The organism is Pseudomonas sp. 273, from assembly GCF_029201425.1.
GTDB lineage: Bacteria > Pseudomonadota > Gammaproteobacteria > Pseudomonadales > Pseudomonadaceae > Pseudomonas > Pseudomonas delhiensis.
In genome coordinates, this window is record NZ_CP116775.1 from 7,141,792 (window position 1) to 7,162,939 (window position 21,148).

21 protein-coding genes, 1 tRNA gene and 1 pseudogene are annotated in these 21,148 nt (G+C 67.9%); 4 read left to right on the forward strand and 19 right to left on the reverse strand.

Translation table 11 applies throughout. From position 1 onward, the window contains the following. Positions 1-17: 17 nt before the first annotated feature. The 19 genes and pseudogenes from PKO50_RS32670 to PKO50_RS32755 all read right to left on the reverse strand — a co-directional run bounded on the left by PKO50_RS32670 (position 18) and on the right by PKO50_RS32755 (position 18,707). Positions 18-1,553 (reverse strand): DHA2 family efflux MFS transporter permease subunit, encoded by a 1,536-nt coding sequence (locus PKO50_RS32670; protein WP_275628325.1) that lies wholly within the window; start codon positions 1,551-1,553, stop codon positions 18-20. Between the two features lie 13 nt (positions 1,554-1,566). Then, the gene (locus PKO50_RS32675; protein ID WP_275628326.1) at positions 1,567-2,754 is read right to left on the reverse strand and encodes an efflux RND transporter periplasmic adaptor subunit; all 1,188 of its coding nucleotides are present in this window, start codon (positions 2,752-2,754) and stop codon (positions 1,567-1,569) included. Positions 2,755-2,766: 12 nt separating this feature from the next. After that, positions 2,767-4,245 carry an efflux transporter outer membrane subunit gene (locus tag PKO50_RS32680; RefSeq protein ID WP_109934912.1) on the reverse strand — a complete coding sequence of 493 codons (1,479 nt, stop codon included), beginning with the start codon at positions 4,243-4,245 and terminating at the stop codon, positions 2,767-2,769. Positions 4,246-4,248: 3 nt separating this feature from the next. After that, positions 4,249-4,719, reverse strand: coding sequence for a MarR family transcriptional regulator (locus PKO50_RS32685; protein ID WP_109934913.1), 471 nt, complete (start codon positions 4,717-4,719; stop codon positions 4,249-4,251). A gap of 402 nt (positions 4,720-5,121) precedes the next feature. After that, positions 5,122-6,333 carry a methyltransferase gene (locus PKO50_RS32690; RefSeq protein ID WP_275628327.1) on the reverse strand — a complete coding sequence of 404 codons (1,212 nt, stop codon included), beginning with the start codon at positions 6,331-6,333 and terminating at the stop codon, positions 5,122-5,124. Positions 6,334-6,401: 68 nt separating this feature from the next. Continuing rightward, positions 6,402-7,094, reverse strand: a complete 693-nt coding sequence (locus PKO50_RS32695; RefSeq protein WP_109934915.1) for an ABC transporter permease — start codon at positions 7,092-7,094, stop codon at positions 6,402-6,404. Next, the gene (locus tag PKO50_RS32700) at positions 7,091-7,786 is read right to left on the reverse strand and encodes an ABC transporter permease (protein ID WP_069863078.1); all 696 of its coding nucleotides are present in this window, start codon (positions 7,784-7,786) and stop codon (positions 7,091-7,093) included. Before PKO50_RS32700 ends, PKO50_RS32695 begins: the two co-directional genes overlap by 4 nt. 54 nt (positions 7,787-7,840) lie before the next feature. Continuing rightward, complete coding sequence (locus tag PKO50_RS32705; protein ID WP_275628328.1) at positions 7,841-8,593, reverse strand: ABC transporter substrate-binding protein; 753 nt, start codon at positions 8,591-8,593, stop codon at positions 7,841-7,843. Positions 8,594-8,607: 14 nt separating this feature from the next. Next, positions 8,608-9,381, reverse strand: coding sequence for an ABC transporter ATP-binding protein (locus PKO50_RS32710; protein WP_089390913.1), 774 nt, complete (start codon positions 9,379-9,381; stop codon positions 8,608-8,610). Between the two features lie 294 nt (positions 9,382-9,675). Next, a pseudogene (locus tag PKO50_RS32715) lies at positions 9,676-12,005 on the reverse strand (LTA synthase family protein). A 390-nt stretch (positions 12,006-12,395) separates the two neighbouring features. Beyond that, positions 12,396-12,749: a YkgJ family cysteine cluster protein gene (locus tag PKO50_RS32720; protein ID WP_109934917.1), complete on the reverse strand. Its 354-nt coding sequence runs from the start codon at positions 12,747-12,749 to the stop codon at positions 12,396-12,398. Between the two features lie 86 nt (positions 12,750-12,835). Next, positions 12,836-13,048: a DUF6538 domain-containing protein gene (locus PKO50_RS34135; RefSeq protein WP_346770484.1), complete on the reverse strand. Its 213-nt coding sequence runs from the start codon at positions 13,046-13,048 to the stop codon at positions 12,836-12,838. 95 nt (positions 13,049-13,143) lie between these two features. Beyond that, positions 13,144-13,219, reverse strand: a tRNA-Phe gene (locus PKO50_RS32725). 77 nt (positions 13,220-13,296) lie between these two features. Beyond that, on the reverse strand, positions 13,297-13,569 hold the full coding sequence (locus PKO50_RS32730; protein WP_089394528.1) for an oxidative damage protection protein: 273 nt from the start codon (positions 13,567-13,569) through the stop codon (positions 13,297-13,299). After that, positions 13,566-14,633 carry an A/G-specific adenine glycosylase gene (mutY, locus tag PKO50_RS32735; RefSeq protein WP_109934918.1) on the reverse strand — a complete coding sequence of 356 codons (1,068 nt, stop codon included), beginning with the start codon at positions 14,631-14,633 and terminating at the stop codon, positions 13,566-13,568. The genes PKO50_RS32730 and mutY overlap by 4 nt, the downstream gene beginning before the upstream one ends. Continuing rightward, positions 14,630-16,867: an AsmA family protein gene (locus PKO50_RS32740; RefSeq protein WP_275628329.1), complete on the reverse strand. Its 2,238-nt coding sequence runs from the start codon at positions 16,865-16,867 to the stop codon at positions 14,630-14,632. Before PKO50_RS32740 ends, mutY begins: the two co-directional genes overlap by 4 nt. A gap of 62 nt (positions 16,868-16,929) precedes the next feature. Next, a complete protein-coding gene (locus PKO50_RS32745; RefSeq protein WP_275628330.1) occupies positions 16,930-18,030 on the reverse strand; it encodes an NAD(P)/FAD-dependent oxidoreductase in 1,101 nt (366 codons plus the stop codon). After that, positions 18,027-18,263, reverse strand: coding sequence for a helix-hairpin-helix domain-containing protein (locus PKO50_RS32750; protein WP_275628331.1), 237 nt, complete (start codon positions 18,261-18,263; stop codon positions 18,027-18,029). The genes PKO50_RS32745 and PKO50_RS32750 overlap by 4 nt, the downstream gene beginning before the upstream one ends. A gap of 45 nt (positions 18,264-18,308) precedes the next feature. Next, positions 18,309-18,707, reverse strand: coding sequence for an acetyl-CoA sensor PanZ family protein (locus PKO50_RS32755; protein ID WP_275628332.1), 399 nt, complete (start codon positions 18,705-18,707; stop codon positions 18,309-18,311). A 151-nt stretch (positions 18,708-18,858) separates the two neighbouring features. Between PKO50_RS32755 and hisB the strand changes: the two genes are divergently transcribed. From hisB to hisA, 4 genes are read left to right on the forward strand one after another with little or no spacing between them, the layout of a single operon-like run. Beyond that, positions 18,859-19,452: an imidazoleglycerol-phosphate dehydratase HisB gene (gene hisB, locus PKO50_RS32760; protein WP_089394534.1), complete on the forward strand. Its 594-nt coding sequence runs from the start codon at positions 18,859-18,861 to the stop codon at positions 19,450-19,452. Next, complete coding sequence (hisH, locus tag PKO50_RS32765; protein ID WP_109934922.1) at positions 19,452-20,090, forward strand: imidazole glycerol phosphate synthase subunit HisH; 639 nt, start codon at positions 19,452-19,454, stop codon at positions 20,088-20,090. Before hisB ends, hisH begins: the two co-directional genes overlap by 1 nt. Before the next feature lie 3 nt (positions 20,091-20,093). Then, positions 20,094-20,354, forward strand: coding sequence for a DUF2164 domain-containing protein (locus tag PKO50_RS32770; protein WP_089394536.1), 261 nt, complete (start codon positions 20,094-20,096; stop codon positions 20,352-20,354). Between the two features lie 41 nt (positions 20,355-20,395). Beyond that, positions 20,396-21,145 (forward strand): 1-(5-phosphoribosyl)-5-[(5-phosphoribosylamino)methylideneamino]imidazole-4-carboxamide isomerase, encoded by a 750-nt coding sequence (gene hisA, locus PKO50_RS32775; protein ID WP_109934923.1) that lies wholly within the window; start codon positions 20,396-20,398, stop codon positions 21,143-21,145. Positions 21,146-21,148: the final 3 nt, after the last annotated feature.

The following is a 21,148-nucleotide window of genomic DNA, read 5'->3' on the forward strand; positions in this document are numbered from 1 at the left end:
AGCCTGTGTCCGCTTGCTCAGTGGCCGCTGGCGGCGGCTCCCGGCTTGGCGCCGAAGGGGGGCTTGGCGAGGCAGATGACGGCCAGCAAGGTCAGGAACAGCCAGCCCAGCAGGGTGAAGTATTCCACCGTGGAAAGCATGTAGGCCTGGCTCTCCACCATGCGGTCGAGCATGGCCGCGCTGTGCTGGTTGGCGCCGCCCAGCAGGTCCAGGGCGTTGCGGGTGGCCGGGTCGTAGGTGCTCAGGCTTTCCGCCAGGTGGGCGTGGTGCAGGGTGGCGCGGCGGTCCCAGATCCAGGTGGTGAGGGAGGCCGCGAAGCTGCCGCCCAGGGTGCGCAGGAAGGTGGCCAGGCCCGAGCCGTCGGCGATCTGGTCCGGCGGCAGGTCGGAGAGCAGGATGCTCAGGATGGGCATGAAGAAGAAGGCCACGCCCAGGCCCATGAGGGTCTGCACCAGGGCGATGTGGGCGTAGTCCACCTCGGTGTTGAAGCTGGCGCGCATGAAGCTGGTGACGGACATCACCAGGAACGCCAGGCCGGCGAGGACGCGCAGGTCGAAGTTGTTGGCGTAGCGGCCGACCAGCGGCGAGAGGAACACCGGCAGGATGCCGATCGGCGCCGCCGCCAGGCCCGCCCAGGTGGCGGTGTAGCCCATCTGCGTCTGCAGCCACTGCGGCAGCAGCAGGTTCATGCCGAAGAAGCCGGCGTAGCCGCCCACCAGCGCCAGGGTGCCGAAGGTGAAGTTGCGGTGCACGAACAGGCGCAGGTTGACGATCGGGTGCTTGTCGGTCAGTTCCCAGATGATGAAGGCCGCCAGGGCGATGACCGACACCACGGTGCCGCCGACGATGAAGTTCGACTCGAACCAGTCCAGGTCGTTGCCCTTGTCGAGCACGATCTGCAGGGCGCCCACGCCCAGGACCAGCAGGATCAGCCCCATGTAGTCCATGGGCGCGTGCTTGATCACCACCGGGCGTTTCTTCAGTTGCTGGTAGACCACGAAGGCGGCGAACAGGCCGATGGGCACGTTGATGAAGAAGATCCACGGCCAGCTGTAGCTGTCGGTGATCCAGCCGCCGAGGATGGGCCCGGCGATCGGCGCCACCACCGTGACCATCGCCAGCAGCGCCAGGGCCATGCCGCGCTTGGCCGGTGGATAGATGGAGATCAGCAGCGTCTGGGTGATCGGGTACAGCGGCCCGGCGACGAAGCCCTGCAGGGCGCGGAAGCCCACCAGCATGCCCATCTGCTGGGCCACGCCGCAGAGGAAGGAGGCGATCACGAAGAGAATGGTGGCGGCGATGAACAGCCGCACCTCGCCGACCTTGCGGCTCAGCCAGCCGGTCAGCGGCAGGGCGATGGCGTTGCTCACCGCGAAGGAGGTGATCACCCAGGTGCCCTGCTCGGCGCTCACCCCGAGGTTGCCGGAGATGGTCGGCAGGGCGACGTTGGCGATGGTGGTGTCCAGCACCTGCATGAAGGTCGCCAGGGACAGGCCGATGGTGGCCATCACCAGGCTGGGCGGGCTGAAGGCGGCGTTGCTGTTCTCGCTCATGATGCTTCCGGGCTCAGCGCGCGGCGGTGCTGCGGCTGCGGCCGTCGGCCATGTTGGCGTGGATCAGTTGTTCGATGAGCTGGTCCGCCGAGGCCAGTTGCTGCTGGTAGACGTCGGTGGAGAACAGCGCTTCCTTCGGCGACTGCTGCGATAGGGCCGGGCCGCTCTGGTCGTGCAGGTCGACGTTGACGTCCATCGACAGGCCGATGCGCAGCGGGTGTTCTTCCAACTGCCTGGCGTCGACGCGGATACGCACCGGCACGCGCTGGACGATCTTGATCCAGTTGCCGGTGGCGTTCTGCGCCGGCAGCAGGGAGAAGGCGCTGCCGGTGCCCACGCCCAGGCTTTCCACGCTGCCTTGGTACTTGACGGTGCCGCCGTAGAGGTCCGAGCGGATCTCCACCGGCTGGCCGATGCGCATGTGCTGCAACTGGGTTTCCTTGAAGTTGGCGTCGATCCACACCTGTTCCAGCGGGATCACCGCCATCAGCGCGGCGCCCGGCTGCACGCGCTGGCCGACCTGCACGGTGCGCTTGGCCACGTAGCCTGTGACCGGCGCGACTATCACCGCGCGGGCGTCGTCCAGGTAGGCCTGGCGCAGCTTGGCGGCGGATGCCTTGACGTCGGGATGGGAGGCGACGACGGTGTCGTCCACCAGGGCGCGGTTGGTGTCCAGCTGCTGCTCGGCGCTGGTCAGCGAGTTGCGCGCGGTGTCCAGGGCGTCACGGGCGTGGGCCAGTTCCTCCTGGGAGATGGCGCCGTCGCTGGCCAGGTTCTGCCGGCGCTTGAAGTCGGCCTCGGCCTTGGCCAGGGCGACCTTCTTCGCGGCGACGTCGGCCTTGTAGCCGTCGACGTTGCTGAACAGCCCGCGCACCTGGCGCACGGTGCGGGCCAGGTTGGCCTCGGCCTGCTGCAGGGCCACGTCGGCGTCGCTGGGGTCGAATTTCACCAGTACCTGGCCCTTCTGCACCAGGTCGCCGTCGTCGGCGCCGATGCTGACCACGGTGCCGGTGATCTGCGGGGTGATCTGCACCACGTTGCCGTTGACGTAGGCATCGTCGGTGTCTTCGTGCCAGCGCCCGTAGAGGAACTCCCAGAGCGCCGCGGCGATGCCGGCGAGGATGACGACGGCGAGCAGGATCAGCAGCCAGCGCTTGCGCTGGGGGTTGCCGCCGGTGGTTTCTTGGGTGTCGGTGGTCATGGCGGTTGCCTCTCAATGCGCGGCGGCCGCGCCCGCCTGGGCGAGCGGCGCGGAAGACGGGGGGACGGAGTCGGCCTGGAAGCCGCCGCCCAGGGCTTGCACCAGCTGGACGGAAAGGTCGATGCGCTGGGCTTCCAGGTTGGCCAGCTGGCGCTCGGCGAGCAGCAGTTGCTGTTGCACGCTGAGGGCGTCGAGGTAGTTGCCGACACCTTCGCCGTAGCGGCGCATGGCCAGTTCGAAGTTGGACTTGGCGATGTCGCGGGCCTCGCGCTGGTCGACCAGTTGCTGCTCCAGCGAGCGCAGCTGGCCGAGGTCGTCGCTGACCTCGCCCAGGGCGCCGACCAGTGTCTTGTTGTACTGCGCCACGGCCAGGTCGTAGTCCGCGTCCTTGCCGGCCAGGTTGGCGCGCAGGCGGCCGCCGTCGAACAGCGGCAGGGAGATGGCCGGGGCGACCTGGTAGAAGCGGCTCGGCGCCTCCAGCAGGTCGCTGGTGTGCATGCTCGCCAGGCCGATCATCGCGCCCAGGTTGAGGTTCGGGTAGAACTGCGTCTTCGCCGCCTGGATGTCCTTGCCCGCGGCCTCGACGCGCCAGCGCGCGGCGACTATGTCCGGGCGGCGGCCGAGCAGTTCCGCCGGCAGGTCGGGCGGCAGGTTCAGGGCATCGGGCTTGAGCGGCTGCGGGCGCTGCAGGTCGAGGCCGCGGTCCGGCCCCTGGCCGAGCAGCACGGCCAGGGCGATGCGGTCGCTGGCGATCTGCTGCTCGGCGGCGGCCAACTGCTGGCGGGCGCTGGCCACCTGGCTCTGGGATTGCTGCAGTTGCACCTTGCTGTCCAGGCCGGCATCCATGCGCTTGCGGCTGAGGTCGTAGATGCGCTGGGAGCGTTCCAGCTCATCGTGGGACAGGTCGCGCACGGCGAAGGCGTGGCCCAGCTCGCTGTAGGCGCGGGCCACGTTGGCCGAGAGGTTGATGGCCGCGGCCTGGCGGTCCACCTCGGCGGCGTTGGCCTGGCCGAGGGCGGCTTCCCAGGCGGCGCGCTGGCCGCCCCAGAGGTCGAAATCGTAGTTGAAGCCCAGCGACAGGTACTTCACCGCCGCGTAGTGCCCGCCCGTTGGCGCGGGGAGCACGCTGGTGGGGGCGCGGATGCCGGCATAGCTGGCCTTGCCGTTGAGGGTAGGCATGCGTTCGGCATCGGCGGCGTTGGCCGAGGCGGCGGCCTGGCGGGCGCGGGCATCGGCGATCTGCAGGTCCGGCGTGCCTTTGAGGGCTTCGTCGATCAGGCCGTCGAGCTGGGCGTCGCCCAGGCTGCTCCACCAGTTCCGGCGTGGCCAGGCGGCGCTGGACAGCGGCGTGCCGTCGAGGCTGCGGCCGGCCTGCAGCGAGGCGCTGTCGAGCGCCTTGCCGCTGGGGGCCAGGCCCGAGGAGCTGACGCAACCGGCCAGCGCCACGGCGCTGGCCAGCAGGGTAGCGGCGGGTAAGCGGAATGCGCGCATGGCTTACTTCTCCTGCGGCGCGCCGGGCGCGACGCCATGGCTGCTGAGGATCTTGCCCAGCAGCCGGGTGAGGGTCAGCAGTTCCTCGGGGCTGAGGCAGCCGACCAGTTCGTTCATCGCCCGCACGGCGATCTGCGGCGCCTGGGCGTTCACCGCCTCGCCGGCGGGGCTGAGCTGCAGGCGCACGCTGCGCCGGTCGTTGGGGCAGGGCTGGCGCAGCAGCAGGTCCTTCTTCGCCAGGCGGTCGAGCATGCGCGTCATCGAGCCGCTGTCGATGGACAGCTCGCGGCACAGCTCGCCCGGGGTGTTGGCGCGGTTCTGGCCGATGAAGAACAGCACCTTGAATTGCGCGGCGGTGATGTCCAGGTCGATCAGGTGCTTGTCCAGCAGGCGGTCCTTGAGGATGGCTGCCAGCCCCAGCAACTGGCCGATCGAGCCCTTGAACGGAAAGTCCGAGACGCGGTAGTGATCCATGGCAAGGCTAATAACTGTCTAGGCAGGTAATCTATTTCAAAATAATACTGCCTAGGCAGCTAATGACAAATAGCGGATTGTTGCAAATGGGCAACAATCCGTTCCTGAATGCACTATGGGAGCGTTCCGCGAAACAGGACGTGCCCGGCCCTTGTGCGGCACAGCCCTGTTCCCGGTGCTTATGCACAATGCCGGGGCACGGGCGAGCGACTCGTGCTAAAAAAGCCTCAGCGCTTTTCAGGTTTTTCTTAAATATATGTTTTTAAAAGAAATTACCTGATCTGTTCAAAATTCGAACAGTGCTGCGCCAGCGGGCCAGGGGCGGGCCGCAGAGGCGATTTTCCCGATCTTCTCAACAGAGTTATCCACAGCTTCTGTGGGCTTCTCTCTGGAACGCTCGTACTAGACGTGCTCGGCGAGGATGAGCAGGTTGCGCGGGGTGAGCTGGGCGGCGCAGAAGCGTCCCAGGCGTACCCGGTAGCCCTGTTCGACGAGGAACAGCGCGCGGTCGAGCAGCAGCCAGAGTTCCAGCGGGCGGCGGAACAGGCCACGCACCAGCTCCAGGTTGCGCACCTGCGCCAGGCGCTGCCAGCCCTGGGCCTCCAGCGCGTTCCAGTCACGTTCGGCGGGGCGGGGCAGGCCCTTGAGCGCGGCCAGGTCGCGGCAGTAGTCGGCGAACGGCTTGTGCAGCCAGTCCGCCGGTACCGAGGGCACCGGCAGGTAGCTGTCCGCGCCGCGCAGTTCGCGCTGCAGCAGGTCGAAGGCCAGGCGCCGGGCCATGGAGTTGTCGCGCTGGCGCCGCACCCGGGCGCCGGCGGTGACCGTCTCGGCGAGCGGCAGGCGCAGGTCGTCCTGGTCCAGCTTCAGGCGCGAGGCGCCCGCGGCTGTGGATAACGGCTGGTAGTGCTCGCCAGCGATGCGGTTGTAGCAGCAGGGCGCCACCGCCAGTTGCCGGCAGCGTCTGCTCGCCGCCAGGCGCAGCAACTGGACGTGCAGGTCGCCGCAGGCATGCAGGGCCACGGCGGTCTGGCCGGGCTGCAGGTAGCGGGCGGCGCCCTCGGCGAGCACGTCCTGCTCGACGTGCATGGCGCGCAGGCCCAGGCGGTCGCTCAGGCGCTGGCCGTCGGTGACCAGCGCGAGGTCGCGCTCCAGGCTCAGCAGCGGCTGCCCGCCATGGGCCAGCAGGCGCCCCAGGTGGCCCTTGCCGGCGCACCAGTCCAGCCACTGGACGGAGGGCGTGGCGAAGTCCAGGCGGCTGGCGAAGGCCTCGATCTGCTGCCACTTGCGCCCGGGCACGTCGACCTGGAACTGCGTCGGCAGCTTGGGCAGGGCATGGGATGGCAGGTCCCCGACGTCGCTCAGTTGGGCGGCACGGCGCGCCAGCTCCGGGAAAGGCGCCGGCGCGGGCAGGCGTTCGGGCTGGTTGTGCGCGGCATCGGCCTGTTCCAGGTCGCGCCCGCGCAGCCAACTGGCCAGTTCCCGGTGCTGGGCTTCCCAGGACAGCTCCAGCAGGGTGAAGGGCTTGGGCCGCCACAGCCCCTGGTGGGCGAGCAGGAAGGCATCCAGGGCCTGGAAGCGCTGGAGCAGGTCGTCGTCGGTGAGGCGGTTGGCCACGGCGGTGCGCTGGGGATGAGTGGCGGGGCGGCGATTATAGCGGCCCCGCCACGTCCGGGAAGCGCCGGTCAGCGCCCCTGCATGGAGTCCACCCGCAGCCAGCGCTCGGCGAGGCGGAACAGGCGGGTGAGGACCAGGGTGATGACCAGGTAGAACACCCCGGCGAGGCAGAAGAACAGCATGGCCTCGTAGGTGCGGGCGATGATGGTGCGGGTCATGCCCATGATGTCGAACAGGGTCACGGTGTAGACCACGGCGCTGGCCTTGAGCATGAGGATCACCTCGTTGCTGTAGGCCGGCAGGGCGATGCGCGCGGCGCGCGGCAGGATGATGTGCAGCAGCGCCTGCCGGCGCGACATGCCCAGGGCCCGCGCCGCCTCCACTTCACCCACCGGGATGGCGTGGATGGCGCCGCGGAGGATCTCGGCGATGTAGGCCGCGGTGTGCAGGGTCATGGTCAGCAGCGCGCACCAGTAGGGATCGCGCAGGTACGGCCACAGCGGCCCCTGGCGCACCGACTCGAACTGCGCCAGGCCGTAGTAGACGATGAACAGCTGCAGTAGCAGCGGGGTGCCGCGGAAGAAGAAGATGTAGCTGTAGGGCAGCGCGCGCACGTACCAGTGCCGCGAGGCGCGGGCGATGCCCAGCGGCAAGGCCAGGGCCAGGCCGGCGACCACGGCGAAGGCCAGCAGCTCGAGGGTCAGCCCGGCGCCCTGGAGCATCTTCGGCAGCCACTTGAGGATCAGCTCCATGTCGTTCATAGCTCGTTCCTCACGAAGCCACGGCCGGCGCGGCGCTCCAGGAAGTGCAGGGCGGCCATGACGAAGACGGTCAGGCCCAGGTAGATCAGCGCGGCGGTCATGTAGAAGGTGAAGGGTTCCTTGGTCGCGTTGGAGGCGACCTGGGCCTTGCGCATGATCTCGTCGAGGGTGATCAGCGAGACCAGGGCGGTGTCCTTGAGCAGGATCAGGTACAGGTTGCCCAGGCCCGGCAGGGCCACGCGCCACACCTGCGGCAGGACGATGCGCCAGAAGATCCGCGGGGCGGACAGGCCCAGCGCCTGGCCGGCCTCGCGGTGGCCCTTGGGCACCGCCAGCAGGGCGCCACGGAAGACTTCGGTGGCGTAGGCGCCGAAGCACAGGCCCAGGGCGCAGGTGCCGGCGGCGAAGGGGCTCAGGGCCAGGTCGGGCTTGCCGAACAGGTCGCCCAGGGCGTTCAGCCCGGCCACGGTGCCGAAGTAGATCATCAGCACCCAGAGGGTTTCCGGCACGCCGCGCACCAGGGTGGTGTAGGCGCCGCCGAGCATGCGCAGCAAGGCATTCTTCGAGGTCTTGGCGATGGCGCCGAGCAGCCCGAGGATCAGGCCGAGGCAGACCGCGGCCAGGGACAGCTTGAGCGTCATCAGGGTGCCGGCCGCCAGCTGCGGGCCGAAACCGTGCAGGTCGAAAATCATGGGGATCACGCCTGAAGGGGCGCGCCCTGGGTTACAGGGCGCACCGGACTGGCATCAGTAGATGCTGAAGGGGAAGTACTTGTCGTTGATCTTCTTGTAGGTGCCGTCGTCGACGATTTCCTTCAGGGCGGCGTTCAGCTTGTCACGCAGCGGGTCGCCCTTGCGCACGGCGATGCCGATCTTGTCGTTGTCGAACACCGGCTGGCCCTTGAACTCGAAGTCCTTGCCGGCGTCGCTCTTGAGCCAGTCGTACTGCACGAACTTGTCGGCCAGCACGCCGTCCAGGCGGCCCGAGGACAGGTCCAGGTAGGCGTTTTCCTGGGTGTCGTAGAGCTTGATGGTGACGGTGTCGGCCATGTTGTCTTCCAGCCAGGTGCCGGCGATGGTCGCGCGCTGGGCACCGATCACCTTGCCTTTCAGGTAGCCCTTGTCGGTCTTGAAGTCCACCGATTTGGGCGCCACGAACTGCAGCTTGTTGGTGTAGTAGGGGTTGGTGAAGTCCACCGCCTGCTTGCGCTCGTCGGTGATCGACATGGAGGCGACGATGAAGTCGAACTTCTTGGCGTTCAGCGCCGGGATGATGCCGTCCCAGTCGGAGGTGACCACCTCGCACTCGACCTTCATCTTGGCGCACAGGGCCTTGCCGACGTCGAGGTCGAAGCCGACCACCTGGCCGCTGGCGTCGATGCCGTTGAAGGGCGGGTAGGCGCCTTCGGTGCCGATGCGCAGCTTCTCGGCGGCGACCGCGTGGGCGCCGAAAGCCAGGGTGGCGGCAGCGGCCAGAAGGATCTTCTTATAGTTCTTCATGCAAAGTTGCTCCGTTAGCGGTGGCTGGACATGAACTGCTTGCAGCGCGCGGACTGCGGGTTCCCGAAGACCTGCTCGGGGGAACCCTGTTCCTCGACCAGGCCCTGGTGGAGGAACACCACTTCGCTGGAAACCTGGCGGGCGAAATTCATCTCGTGGGTGACCAGCAGCATGGTGCGGCCTTCTTCGGCCAGCGCGCGGATCACGTTGAGCACTTCCTGGACCATCTCCGGGTCCAGGGCCGAGGTGGGCTCGTCGAACAGTATCACCTTGGGTTGCATGGCCAGGGTGCGGGCAATGGCCGCACGCTGCTGCTGGCCGCCGGAGAGCTGCGCGGGGAAGGCGTGGCGCTTGTCGGCGATGCCGACCTTGGCCAGCAGGGCCTCGGCGATCTCGATGGCTTCGGCGCGGCTCTTGCCCAGCACGCGGCGCGGCGCCTCGATGATGTTGTCGAGGATGCTCATGTGCGGCCAGAGGTTGAAGTTCTGGAAGACGAAGCCCAGTTCGCTGCGCAGGCGGTTGATCTGGCGGTTGTCGGCGGCGACCAGCGCCCCGTCCTTGGCCTTCTTCAGCTTGAGCTCTTCGCCGGCGACGATGATCTGGCCCTGGTGCGGGTTTTCCAGCAGGTTGATGCAGCGCAGGAAGGTCGACTTGCCGGAACCCGAGGAGCCGAGAATGGAGATCACGTCGCCTTCGCGGGCGGTCAGGGAAATGCCCTTGAGCACTTCCAGGTCGCCGTAACGCTTGTGCAGGTTACGGATTTCCAGCGCGGGTATGGCCTCGGCCATTGGGGGCTCCTCTATTGTTGTTCGGATGCTTCGCGGCGCGCCGCGGCAGGGGGTAGGGCCTTCCTGGCGAACGCAAGCTATCACGCGACCCGGGGGGCGCCAAGCGTTCGGGGGCCGCGCCGGGCCTGGATAGTGGCATCTTGTCGCATTGCCGCAGTGCCTTGTCGCCTGGGCTGAACACCGGGGTGCCGGAGGCCTGGCGAGGGGGCTGGCGGAACGAGGGGCGCGATAGTGCCAGCTTCGCCGGCGGGGGAAAAGGCCGCGGGCCCCGACCTTGGTCGGGGCCCGGGAGGGTCACTGGGTGATCTGCTGCTCGCCGCCGCTGTCGTCGCGGCTCTCTTCGTCGAGCTGGTCGAGCTGGCCGGCCATCAGCGCCGGGCGGCCGCCGATGCGCGGGCCTGGCAGTACGCTGCCGCCGGCGACCCGGGTGGGATGCTCGCTGGCGTCGATGGCCGATTTGCGCGGCTGCGTCTGCACGTGGAAATCGGTGATCTCGATGATGCCCTTGCCTTCGGCCAGCAGGTGGAAGGAGAAGGCCTTGCGCGCGCGCTCGTTGTCGAAGCCGAAGGTCACCTGCAGCGGCTTGTCGCGGGTCAGCAGCGGGAACTCGGGGATCGCCAGGTCCACCGGGCGTTCGAACTCGCGGGTCTTCAGCTGCACCTTGGCGCCGGCCTTGTCCATCTGCAGCGCGCGGATCTTCAGGTTCACGGTGGTGTGGCTGTCGGCCGGGAACTCCAGGTACTGGGCGCCGATCAGGTTGTCGGTGTACTCGTTGGTGACCTGCGGCTTGATGCGGATCTTCTCCTGGGTGGCGAACTGGTATTCGCCGCCCGGGCCGCTGCCGGTCACCGAGTGGTCGAGGAGGCCGGCGCGGGCGGCGACCAGGCGGGCGTCGCGGCCGCTGAAGCGCCCGACGAACTGGGCGCTGTCGGCGATGAAGCCATCGCTCTTGTAGCGCCGGCAGACCTGCTGGAAGTCGCATTCGGTGAAGGTCTGCTTGCCGTCGTGGAAGCGCAGCATGCCGTTGGTGAAGGAGACCATCTCGCGGCCGTTACTGTATTCGCGGAACAGCGAGCGCCCGGAAACGTCCTTCGGCGGGGTGAAGCCGAAGTAGTCGAGGACCGAGGCGTCCATGTCGACGTGGCCGTAGACGCCGCTCTTCACCGGCGGCAGGGCCGCCTGCTCGGGGCCAGCACCAGGTTCAGGCCCCAGGAGGAGGCCAGGCGCACGTTGTCGATGCCGTGGGATTCGTCGGAGGTGACGATCACCAGGGTGTCCTTGAGCACGCCCTGCTTCTCCAGCCCGGCGAGGAAGGCGTCGACGGCGTCGTCCAGGTAGCCCACCGCGGCCTGGCGCGGGGTGGGGTACCTGGCCAGGTATTCCGGGGTGGCCGAGTACGGCTGGTGGGTGCCGACGGTCAGCAGGGTGAGCATCCACGGCTTCTTGTCCTTGCGCAGCTGGCCGACGTAGTCCAGTGCGCCCTCGAAGAAGGCCTTGTCGTCCATGCCCCAGGCGAACTCCAGGTAGGGCTTCTTCTTGAACCAGTCGCGGCCGAGGGTCTTGTCGAAGCCCATGGCCGGCATCACCTTGTCCTTGGCCATGAAGCGCAGCCCGGCGCCCTGCAGGAAGTGGGTGCTGAAGCCGTGCTGGCGCAGCTGCGCCGGCAGGCACTCGGCGGCGCGGCCGGGGTTGGACAGCAGCTCGACGCCCTTGGGCGTGCCGTTGTCCAGCTTGCTGTAGTCACCGCACAGCAGCGCGTACAGGCCGCGGATGGTCTGGTGGCTGTGCACCACGTAGTCCGGGGTGGTCATCGAGCGTTCGGCCCAGGCGCTGAGCTTGGGCATCATGGATTCTTCGTAGCTGCTGCTCAGGGCGGCGCGGTTGGTCGCCACGTAGGCCCCGGGGATGCCTTCCATGGTGATGATCAGCACGTTCTTCGCCGTGCCCGGGCCGGCCAGCAGCGGGGTTCCGGACAGGTCGAGCTGGGTCAGCCCGGTGACGTCGGGCGGGGTGTCGCCCTGGTCGCCGGCCAGCCAGTCCTCGACCGCCAGCTCGCCCTGGCTGGCGCCGCCGGCCAGCAGGCGGTGCGGCAGGTTGAACTGCTTCCACACGTCGACGTCGTTGGGGATCACGTACTGCAGGCCGAAGTGGGCGCCCAGCAGGGCCACCGGCAGGCTATAGGCCAGGCGCGACAGGCGCTGCTCGCGGCGCCGCCAGAGCAGCGCGCAGAGCGCGATGGCGCCCAGCAGCGCGCCGGCCAGCCACGGGTGGGCGATGCCGCCGCCCTGGGTGGAGTTGCCGACGAAGGTCGGGTCGGCGAGGAAGTGCAGGTCGCTGGGATCGGGCATGCGGCCCACGGCGCTGACCAGCTCGGCGTTGCCGATCGTCATCAGCGCCCACAGCAGCATCACCGGCAGCGCGAGGAACAGGCGCAGGCGGTGCAGCAGCAGGACCAGCAGGCTACCGATGGCCAGGTCGGACAGGTAGCCGTAGAGGTTGCCCCAGCCAAAGGCATGGCGGCTGGCCAGCGGGATCACCAGGAACAGGATGGCAAGCGTCGCGAGGTTGCCGCGTTGTTGCCACCAGCGCTTTAGAGGATGCACGAGCACTCCCTTTTCAGGCATCGGGGACCTGAAAGTATCCCATCCATCGGGCGGAAATCATCCGGAATGTCATCATTCTGAAAAAACGTTCTGCTACGCGCCAGTAGACAACGTAACCCGGGGAGTATTCGCCGGGCGGGCGACCAGCGGTGCAGGGGCGGCGGTGATCGGCTGATGGGGCGGGGAATGCAAAAAGCCCCTGGTTCTGGCGAACTCAGGGGCCTTTCGGAAGCTTGGTGCCCGGGGACGGAATCGAATGATTACCTGCAGGTCGTGCCAATGCTGGGTTTCTGGCTTTCCCGAAGAAGAACGAAACCTTGCTGTTGGACCTTCAAACCGAACCGTAAAGGCTTGATTCTTCCTGCGAGCCAAGCCCTGCCGCACCCACGGGGCTTGTCATTTCTCAGCAGCCTAAACCAGAACCTGCCGAGTGCTGGCGATCAATTGGTTGACTTGGCGAACCACCGATTCATCAGTAGGTGTCTCGGGCCCCCTTCCCTCCGGGCATGGCATGCTAGGCGTGGTCCCAAATAGCCTGCAGATAAGTGGGCGCTGCTCATACGCCTCGCAACCATTGACGCCAAGGTGGACGCAGCTCCACTCCGCCAAGGCTGTATCGTGCTCGGCCTCACTCTTGACGGGTAATCGGGCCATCTCTTCCGAAGACGCAGTGACCGGTCCGCAGCAATCGTGGCAGCCAGGCTTGCATTCAAAGCCAGGGATTTTCCGACGCAACTGATCGATCCTGCGGCTAACACTGTTCATTTTCGCTTCCTGATTTGGCGCGCGGATTGTACATCCATGACTACGCGGTTCATCACCACATCCGCGGGGAACACTCAGCCTTGCCATCACCTGCTCTGCTGCGAAGCGTGCCTTCGCTGCGGCGGGTCGCGGGTTTTCAGCGAGCGTTTGTATTCGTGTCCAGGGATGGGGCGGAGCTCATCGGGAACGCGGCGTCGGAGATAGAAGACTCCGCTCTGGGGATGCTTGAAGGGCTGTGCCATGAAGGATCGCGCGCGGTATCGGGGTGACCCGCCGATCATGCGGCTGGAGTCGGCCATGTGTACCCACCTTGTGTACCAGTCGGGTGGGCTTTAGCCGTGCTTCAGAAAGACAAAGCCCCTGATCTCTTTCGAGATCAGGGGCTTAGGTGTCTTGGTGCCCAGGGACGGAATCGAACCGCCGACACGGGGATTTTCAATCCCCTGCTCTACCAACTGAGCTACCTGGGCAACGTGGCGCGCATTAAAAGGGTTTTCGTTTGGGGTGTCAAGCGTGCCGCGAAAAAATTTTCAGTTAATACCGAAACTTACGCGCTCGGCGGGACGTAGCCCTCGGCCTGGGCGTATTCCTCGCCGGAGAGGAACTTGTCCATCTCGGCCTGGAGGAACTTGCGGTCCTCGGCGTTCATCATGTTCAGCCGGCGCTCGTTGATCAGCATGGTTTGGTGCTTCTGCCACTCGTCCCAGGCCTTGCGCGACACGTGCTCGTAGATGTCCTGGCCCTTGGCGCCGGGGTAGGGCGGGCGATCGAGGCCGGGCAGCTCTTCTTTGTACTTGCGGCACATCACCATTCGGCTCATGTCATCTCTCCTGCATTCAACGCGTCGGCTGCCCGTTTGAGCAGCTTCTTGACCGGGGCCGCGAGACCGAGCCGCGGCGGCGTGGCGAGGTTATACCAGAGCCAGTCGCCCTCGGCCACGCCGCCGGCTGCGTCCTCCACGCGCACCAGCCAGGGCTCGATGGCCAGCTGGAAGTGGCTGAAGGTGTGGGTCAGGCCGGGCAGCGCGTGGCGTTGCCCCAGGCGCAGGGCGTGCTGCGCGGCGAGCGGGTCGAGCTGGGCGAGGTCGTCCAGTTCCGGGAAGCTCCACAGGCCGCCCCACAGGCCCGTGGACGGGCGGCGGTAGAGCAGGATGGCGCCTTCGCGGTTGGCCAGGATCGGCATCAGCGTGCGCCGCTGCGGCAGCTCCTTGCGCGGCTTGGGCACCGGGTAGGCGCTTTCGCGGCCGAGCAGGTGGGCGCGGCAGCCTTCGCTCAGCGGGCACAGCAGGCAGCTGGGCTTGCTGCGGGTGCAGAGGGTGGCGCCCAGGTCCATCATCGCCTGGGTGTAGTGGTTGACCCGCGCATGGGGGGTGAAGCGCTCCGCCGCTTCCCACAGTTGCTTCGCCACCTTGGGCTCGCCCGGGTAGCCGTTGCAGGCCAGGTAGCGGGCCAGCACGCGCTTGACGTTGCCGTCGAGGATGGGCGCGCGCAGGTCCATGGAGATGCTGGCGATGGCCCCGGCGGTGGAGCGGCCGATGCCGGGCAGCTCGGTGAGTTGCTCGAGGTCGCGGGGGAATTCGCCGCCATGGCGCTCCATCACCAGCTTCGCGGTCTTCTGCAGGTTGCGCGCGCGGGTGTAGTAACCCAGCCCGGTCCACAGGTGCAGGACTTCGTCCTCTGGCGCTGCGGCCAGGTCGGCGACCGTGGGCAGCGCCGCCATGAAGCGGTCGAAGTAACCCAGCACAGTGCTCACCTGGGTCTGCTGCAGCATGATTTCCGACACCCACACCCGGTAGGGGTTGATGTCGCGCTGCCAGGGCAGGTCGTGGCGGCCGTGGCGGTCGTACCAGTCGAGGACCGCGGTATTGAAGCGTTCGGGGGTCATTTCTTCTTCAGCAGGTTCTTCAGGGCGTCCTTCAGGTCGGGGCTGACCTTGTCGCCGAATTTCTCTTCGAGTTTCTCGTTCAGGCGCTGCCCGGCCAGTTGCCCGGCGATGCGGCCGATACCTTCCTGGTCCAGGCGGCAGGCCTTGGCACCGAGTTCCAGCGGGCCACGGCAGCGCAGCGGCCATTCGATGCCGACGTAGCGCTTGTTCACCTCGCAGGCCGGATCGGGCATGTCGCTCTTGTCGCCTTCGATGATCACGCCGACGCGGTAGTCCATGCCCAGCACGCGCAGGTCGAGGTCGCCGTCGCCCTTCACCGTCAGGCCGGGCACCGCGACGCGCAGGTCGGGGTTGCTGGCCACGCCGTTGCGGAAGGTCAGGCTGCCGTTGAGCTCGCGGAAGGGGGTGTCCTTGCCGCCGTGCTCGGCGCTCAGGCTCTTCCGGTTGAGGGTGGCGATGCCGCGGCACAGCTGCTCTTCCAGGTTGGCGTTGAGCAGCACGCCCTTGCTCAGCTTGAAGTTGGCCTTGCCGTTCAGGTTGTCGATCCAGGCCTTCTGGCTGTTGCCCTGGGTGGTGATGTCCGCGTCCAGGTTCAGCAGGCCGGTGACCGGCGGCTTCTGGCCCTGGACTTCGAGGAGTTTCTCCACCGGCACGCCTTCGATGTGCTTCTGCGCCGCCAGCAGCGCCACGTCCTGGCGCACGTCGAGGCTGGCCTTGGCGTTGAAGCGGCCGTCGTAGAGTTCGCCGCGCATGTCGTCGAGGCTGAACTGGCCGTTCTGCCCGCGCAGCTTGAGCACGGCGTTCTCGATCGGCAGCTTGTCCAGGGTGAGCTGGCCGAGGTTCAGGTCGAGGTCTAGGTCCAGCGTGCGCAGCTTGGCCAGCGGCAGCAGCGGTGCGTCGCTCCAGGCCTGCTGGGTCGGGGCGTTGGGCAGTGGGCTATCGCCCTTGCCGGTGGCGCTGGCGACGGTGGCGTCGACTTCCGCCTTGCGGCTGGCGCTGGCCGCCTCGGCGCCTTTGGCGGCCTTGGCCGGCAGGTAGCGGTCGAGGTTCAGCCTGTCGCCGCTGAGCTGGGCGCGCACGGCCTGCCTGGCGATGTCCGCCAGGCCCAGGCTGCCGCTGAAGCTGCTGTCGTCGAGCTTGAGCTGGATGTCGCTGAGGTTGACGCTGTTGCGGCTGCCGTCCAGGCGCGCGGCCAGCTCCAGCCTGGTCAGGGTGTTGCCGTCGGCCATCTCCGGCAGTTTCTGGCCGAGGCCTTCGAGGAATTCGCGCAGGTTGAACGGGGCGATGGACAGGCCGCCGGTGAACTGCGGGTCCTTGTCGAGGTTGCGCGCCTTCAGCTCGCCAAGGGCGCGCAGCTGGTTGACCGACAGCTTCAGGCCGTTCCACTCGGCGACCTGCGCGGCCTGGTCGAGCAGCAGCTGGCCCTGGGCGGAGAAGGTCGCGGTGCGGCCCTGCAGCTGGTCGCCGGCCAGCTCGCCGGAGAGCTTGGCGTCTTCCAGCTGGTAGCGCTTGAGCGCGCGGTCGAAGCGCAGGTTGCCGGTCAGCTCGGTCTTGGCGCGGGTCACCGGCTGGTTGGTGCCCAGGTAGGCGTTGAGCTTGAAGGGGATGCTGCTGCCTTCGCGGATGGCGCCGGTGTTCAGGTCCAGGCCTTCGACGGTGTACTGCTTGCCGCTCTGCTCGTCGCTGTAGTCGATGCGCGCGCCGCTGACGTTGAGGCTGTCGATGTCCAGCTTCATCGGCGTGGACGCGGTTTCGGCCGGCGCCTTGGGCGCTTCGGCGGGCGCGCTGGCCTGGCCGGCCGGCGTGGCGGGAGTGGCGCCGGCGGGTTGGGCCGGCTTGCCGATGTCTTCCCAGTTGCCCTTGCCGGCCTTGTCGCGGTTCAGCGTCAGGGTCAGGCCCTGCGCGCGGATGTCGCTCATCTGCACCTCGCGGCGCAGCAGCGGCAGCACCCGCACCGACAGGCCCAGCAGCTGCAGGTCGGCGAACGGCTTGTCCGGGCTGCGCACGCTGGCCACGCTGGTGTCGTGCAGTTCCAGGCCGAGCCAGGGGAACAGGCTCCAGCCGATGTCGCCGCGCAGGTCCAGCTCGAGGTTGGCCTTGTCGCGGGCGAGCTGGCGGATCTCGTCCTTGTAGTCGTTGGGGTCGAAGAAGTGGGTGAGGATGAAGCCGGCGGCGACTACCAGTAGCAGCAGGGCGAGGACGGCTATGCCCAGGATCTTGCCGAACGCTTTCATGGACGGGTCCTTGTTCTGGCGGCGGGTGAATTGGCGGGAGTATATCAATGCGCCCGCCCGCTTCAGCAGGCGGCGGCGACGCGTTCGGCGATGGCCAGGCTGGCGGTGAGCCCCGGCGACTCGATCCCGAACAGGTTGACCAGGCCCGGCAGGCCGTGGTCCACGGCGGTTTGGATGACGAAGTCGGAAGCGGGTTCCCCGGCGCCGCTCAGTTTAGGACGAATCCCAGCGTAGCCGGCCTGCAGACGTTCGGCGTCCAAGCCCGGGAAGTAGCGGCGGATGGCCTGGGCGAAGGGCTCGCGCAGCGCTTCGTCGACCAGATAGTCGATGGTTTCCAGGTAACGCACGTCCGGGCCGAAGCGCAGCTGGCCGCCGAGGTCGAGGGTGGCGTGTACGCCCAGGCCGGCGGTGTTGGCCTCGGGCATCGGGTAGATCAGGTGGCTGAACGGCGAGCGGCCGCCGTAGGTGAAGTAGCGGCCCTGGCACAGGTGCAGCGGCGGCACGCCTTGCAGGCCTTCGGTGCGCGCGGCCAGTTGCTGGGCGAACAGGCCGCCGGCGTTGACCACCTGTGCGGCCTGGATGCTGAAGGGTTCGCCGACGCTGACGCCCTCGGCGATCCAGCCATCGGCGGCGCGGCGCAGGCTGTCGATGCGGGTGTCCAGCACCAGCTGCGCGCCGCGGTTTTCCGCGGCGTGCTGCAGCGACAGCATGTAGACGTGGCTGTCGATGATCCCGGTGCTCGGCGAGAGCAGGGCGGCCACGCCACGCACCGCCGGCTCCAGCGCGTGCAGCTGGGCGGCGTCCAGCGGCTGCAGGTCATGTACGCCGCTGGCTTCGGCATTGGCGGCGAGGGCTTCCAGCTTGCCCAGTTCGGCGTCTTCCACGGCCACCAGCAGCTTGCCGATGCGGCTGTGCGGCACGTCGTGGCTGGCGCACCAGGCGTACAGGCGCTCGCGGCCCTCCAGGCAGAGTTCGGCCTTGAGCGAGCCGGGCGGGTAGTAGAGGCCGGCGTGGATGACCTCGGAGTTGCGGCTGGAGGTGTGGCTGCCGATCAACCGTTCGGTTTCGACGATCAGCACGCTGCGTCCGGCGGCGGCCAGGCGCGCGGCGCAGGCCAGGCCGACCGCGCCGGCGCCTATGACCAGGATGTCGATGTCGTTCATGCGTCCTCGGTGGCCCGTTGCAGCACTGCGGCGATGGCTGCGCGGGCCTGCGGGCTGTTCTTCCAGCAACTGCTGCCGGTCAGCGCGGCGCCGGCGCCGAGGATGCTCTGCGCATCGCTTTCGCGCAGCTTGCCGAAGCTGTCCAGGCCCATCTGTTCCAAGCGTTGCAGGACCGTCGGGCCGACGCCCTTGAGGGCGAGCAGGGCCGCGCGTTCGCGTTCTTCGAAAGGCATGTGCCTCGTACCTCGTGGTTGCGCAGTCCGTCCCAGGCTAGCAGCTCAGGTCCATTCCAGGGCCAGGCCCAGGTGCCCGGCCAGTTCCGCGGCCTCCGCCTGTCCGGCCGGGGCCTGCAGGTGCAGCGGGCAGCCGGCGAGCACGGCCTGGCGCTGGGCTTCTTCCAGCAGCCGCCGGGCCACGCCGCGGCCGCGGGTGACGCGGCGCACGCACAGGCGCGAGAGGCGCCAGGCGTCGGCGTCGCGGCGTAGCCAGGCGGCGCCCAGCAGGCGGTCGTTGAAGCGCCCGGTCAGCAGCGTGCCGGCGGCCAGCGCGGCGTCCACCAGGGCCTCGCCATCGGCGAAGGGCGCGAGCAGCCAGGCCGGCGCCTCGGCGTAGAGCCTGGCCAGGTCCTGGCGGTCCTGGGCGGAGGGCTGGGCAAGGTGTTCGACGATCACGGGCATGGCGGCATCCTCGGCGGGGACGCGCAGTTTACGGACAAGCGGTGGCCCGCGGCCAGCGCCGCCGACCGTCGCCCGTAGCCCTGCGCGGCCCGCCGCGCCTATAATGCGGGCCCTCTTATAATTAAGTGCAGTGTTAGCTGTGGAGCTGGTGATGGCCGAACGCAAGGCAACCGTCGCGCGCGACACCCTGGAAACCCAGATCAAGGTGTCCATCGACCTGGATGGCACGGGCAAGGCCCGTTTCGATACCGGGGTGCCCTTCCTCGAGCACATGATGGACCAGATCGCCCGCCATGGCCTGATCGACCTGGACATCGAGTGCAAGGGCGACCTGCACATCGACGACCACCACAGCGTCGAAGACATCGGCATCACCCTCGGCCAGGCCTTCGCCAAGGCCATCGGCGACAAGAAGGGCATCCGCCGCTACGGCCATGCCTACGTGCCGCTGGACGAGGCGCTGTCGCGCGTGGTCATCGACTTCTCCGGCCGCCCCGGCCTGCAGATGCACGTGCCCTTCACCCGCGCCAGCGTCGGCGGCTTCGACGTCGATCTGTTCATGGAGTTCTTCCAGGGCTTCGTCAACCACGCCCAGGTGACCCTGCACATCGACAACCTGCGCGGGCACAACACCCACCACCAGATCGAGACGGTGTTCAAGGCCTTCGGCCGCGCCCTGCGCATGGCCATCGAGCTGGACGAGCGCATGGCCGGGCAGATGCCGTCGACCAAGGGGTGCCTGTAATGCAGACGGTCGCCGTCATCGACTACGGCATGGGCAACCTGCACTCGGTGTCCAAGGCGCTGGAGCGCGTGGGCGCCGGCCGCGTGCTGGTGACCAGCGACGCCGCGGTGATCCGCGAGGCCGACCGCGTGGTGTTCCCCGGCGTGGGCGCCATCCGCGACTGCATGGCCGAGATCAGGCGCCTGGGCTTCGACGCGCTGGTGCGTGAAGTCAGCCAGGACCGCCCCTTCCTCGGCATCTGCGTCGGCATGCAGGCGCTGCTGGAGCACAGCGAGGAGAACGGCGGCGTCGACTGCATCGGCCTGTTCCCCGGCCAGGTGCGCTTCTTCGGCAAGGACCTGTACGAGGACGGCGAGCACCTGAAGGTGCCGCACATGGGCTGGAACCAGGTCAAGCAGACCCTCGACCACCCGCTGTGGCACGAGATCCCCGACGAGGCGCGCTTCTACTTCGTGCACAGCTACTACATCGAGGCGGGCAACCCGCGCCAGGTCGCCGGCCGCGGCCACTATGGCCGCGACTTCGCCGCCGCGCTGGCCGAGGGCCCGCGCTTCGCCGTGCAGTTCCACCCGGAAAAGAGCCACACCCACGGCCTGCAGTTGCTGCAGAACTTCGCCGCCTGGGACGGCCGCTGGTAGGCCATGGCGCGCCAGAAGGACAAGCCGGCGATCCTCCAGCTCGATGGCGCCCAGCGCCAGAGCGCGGCGCGGGCCATCCAGCGCTTCCTCGAGGAGCGTTTCGAGCTGGACGTCGGCTCCTTCGAGGCCGAGGAAGCGCTGGACTTCTTCATGCGCGAGTTCGGCCCGCTGTTCTACAACAAGGCGATTCTCGATGTGCAAGCGCACCTGAAGGACAGGTTCGAAAGCATCGAAAGCGACTTGTGGGCGCTCGAGAAGAGCTGACCCGACCCTATTCACGACTTGGATTCGAGCAGGTTCAACCGATGCTGATCATCCCCGCAATCGATCTGAAGGACGGCGCCTGCGTGCGCCTGCGCCAGGGCCTGATGGAAGACGCCACCGTCTTCTCCGACGACCCGGTGGCCATGGCCGCCAAATGGGTCGAAGGTGGCTGCCGCCGCCTGCACCTGGTGGACCTCAACGGCGCCTTCGAGGGCAAGCCGGTCAACGGCGAGGTGGTCACCGCCATCGCCAGGCGCTACCCGAACCTGCCGATCCAGATCGGCGGCGGCATCCGTTCGCTGGAAACCATCGAGCACTACGTGCGCGCCGGCGTCAGCTACGTGATCATCGGCACCAAGGCGGTCAAGCAGCCGGAATTCGTCGGCGAGGCCTGCCGCGCCTTCCCCGGCAAGGTGATCGTCGGCCTGGACGCGAAGGACGGCTTCGTCGCCACCGATGGCTGGGCCGAGGTCAGCGAAGTGCAGGTCATCGACCTGGCCAGGCGCTTCGAGGCCGATGGCGTGTCCGCCATCGTCTACACCGACATTTCCAAGGATGGCATGATGCAGGGCTGCAACGTCGAAGCCACCGCCGCCCTGGCCAACGCCACGCGCATCCCGGTGATCGCCTCCGGCGGCATCCACAACCTGGGCGACATCCAGAAGCTGCTGGACGCGCGCACCCCGGGCATCATCGGCGCCATCACCGGCCGGGCGATCTACGAGGGCACCCTGGACGTCGCCGAGGCGCAGGCGCTTTGCGACAAGGCAGCGGCAGGCGGCAGGCTGTAGGCT

Bases quoted from the DNA above. Each gene is read 5' to 3' on its own strand.
- PKO50_RS32670 (WP_275628325.1), bottom strand. From the start codon at position 1,553: ATGAGCGAGAACAGCAACGCCGCCTTCAGCCCGCCCAGCCTGGTGATG.
- PKO50_RS32675 (WP_275628326.1), bottom strand. From the start codon at position 2,754: ATGACCACCGACACCCAAGAAACCACCGGCGGCAACCCCCAGCGCAAG.
- PKO50_RS32680 (WP_109934912.1), bottom strand. From the start codon at position 4,245: ATGCGCGCATTCCGCTTACCCGCCGCTACCCTGCTGGCCAGCGCCGTG.
- PKO50_RS32685 (WP_109934913.1), bottom strand. From the start codon at position 4,719: ATGGATCACTACCGCGTCTCGGACTTTCCGTTCAAGGGCTCGATCGGC.
- PKO50_RS32695 (WP_109934915.1), bottom strand. From the start codon at position 7,094: ATGAACGACATGGAGCTGATCCTCAAGTGGCTGCCGAAGATGCTCCAG.
- PKO50_RS32700 (WP_069863078.1), bottom strand. From the start codon at position 7,786: ATGATTTTCGACCTGCACGGTTTCGGCCCGCAGCTGGCGGCCGGCACC.
- PKO50_RS32705 (WP_275628328.1), bottom strand. From the start codon at position 8,593: ATGAAGAACTATAAGAAGATCCTTCTGGCCGCTGCCGCCACCCTGGCT.
- PKO50_RS32710 (WP_089390913.1), bottom strand. From the start codon at position 9,381: ATGGCCGAGGCCATACCCGCGCTGGAAATCCGTAACCTGCACAAGCGT.
- PKO50_RS32720 (WP_109934917.1), bottom strand. From the start codon at position 12,749: ATGAACAGTGTTAGCCGCAGGATCGATCAGTTGCGTCGGAAAATCCCT.
- PKO50_RS34135 (WP_346770484.1), bottom strand. From the start codon at position 13,048: ATGGCCGACTCCAGCCGCATGATCGGCGGGTCACCCCGATACCGCGCG.
- PKO50_RS32730 (WP_089394528.1), bottom strand. From the start codon at position 13,569: ATGAGCCGAATGGTGATGTGCCGCAAGTACAAAGAAGAGCTGCCCGGC.
- mutY (WP_109934918.1), bottom strand. From the start codon at position 14,633: ATGACCCCCGAACGCTTCAATACCGCGGTCCTCGACTGGTACGACCGC.
- PKO50_RS32740 (WP_275628329.1), bottom strand. From the start codon at position 16,867: ATGAAAGCGTTCGGCAAGATCCTGGGCATAGCCGTCCTCGCCCTGCTG.
- PKO50_RS32745 (WP_275628330.1), bottom strand. From the start codon at position 18,030: ATGAACGACATCGACATCCTGGTCATAGGCGCCGGCGCGGTCGGCCTG.
- PKO50_RS32750 (WP_275628331.1), bottom strand. From the start codon at position 18,263: ATGCCTTTCGAAGAACGCGAACGCGCGGCCCTGCTCGCCCTCAAGGGC.
- PKO50_RS32755 (WP_275628332.1), bottom strand. From the start codon at position 18,707: ATGCCCGTGATCGTCGAACACCTTGCCCAGCCCTCCGCCCAGGACCGC.
- hisB (WP_089394534.1), top strand. From the start codon at position 18,859: ATGGCCGAACGCAAGGCAACCGTCGCGCGCGACACCCTGGAAACCCAG.
- hisH (WP_109934922.1), top strand. From the start codon at position 19,452: ATGCAGACGGTCGCCGTCATCGACTACGGCATGGGCAACCTGCACTCG.
- PKO50_RS32770 (WP_089394536.1), top strand. From the start codon at position 20,094: ATGGCGCGCCAGAAGGACAAGCCGGCGATCCTCCAGCTCGATGGCGCC.
- hisA (WP_109934923.1), top strand. From the start codon at position 20,396: ATGCTGATCATCCCCGCAATCGATCTGAAGGACGGCGCCTGCGTGCGC.